The sequence below is a fragment of the Neisseria sp. P0019.S002 genome (genome assembly GCF_051957155.1).
Lineage (GTDB): Bacteria > Pseudomonadota > Gammaproteobacteria > Burkholderiales > Neisseriaceae > Neisseria > Neisseria perflava.
Genome location: NZ_JBQCWS010000134.1, coordinates 1 through 449, shown reverse-complemented (window position 1 = coordinate 449; position 449 = coordinate 1). Strand labels below are relative to the sequence as shown.

The 449-nt window shown below is 55.0% G+C and carries 1 protein-coding gene; it reads right to left on the bottom strand.

All coding sequences use genetic code 11. From position 1 onward, the window contains the following. Positions 1-9: 9 nt before the first annotated feature. The coding region (locus ACTHTY_RS11935) for an AAA family ATPase (protein WP_440367844.1) at positions 10-449 on the bottom strand (440 nt) is incomplete at its 5' end.

The window sequence follows — 449 nt, the reverse complement described above, 5'->3', positions numbered from 1 at the left end:
AAACGGGGTTCATACGTCTTCCCTCTTCAAGAATTGCGCGTACATATCGTCAAGTGTAGGCGTGTGGATATCGATGTAGGCAAGACTGCCCAAATCACCCAATTCGCTCAAAAGAGCCATGCGCTCTTCTGCTTTACATTGCGCTTGGTATGACAGGCCGTCTGAAAGCGGATGCCAACGCTCGCTCAACGGGCGCGCTTCTTTCAAGCGGACGTTGACGGTCAGCGGCAGGCCGCTTTGAACATGCAACTCATCCATGCTGCCGTCGGCAACTTTCACGCCGTTTTTCATGACGATGATGCGGTCGGCGTGGCCGTCAAGCTCGGCCAGTGCGTGGGTGCTGAGCAATACGGTTGCGCCGCGCCCATTGAGTTCGCGCACAACTTCGTAAAACATTTGACGCGAAGCCGGGTCAAGGCCAGTAGTCGGCTCGTCAAACAGTAAGACTT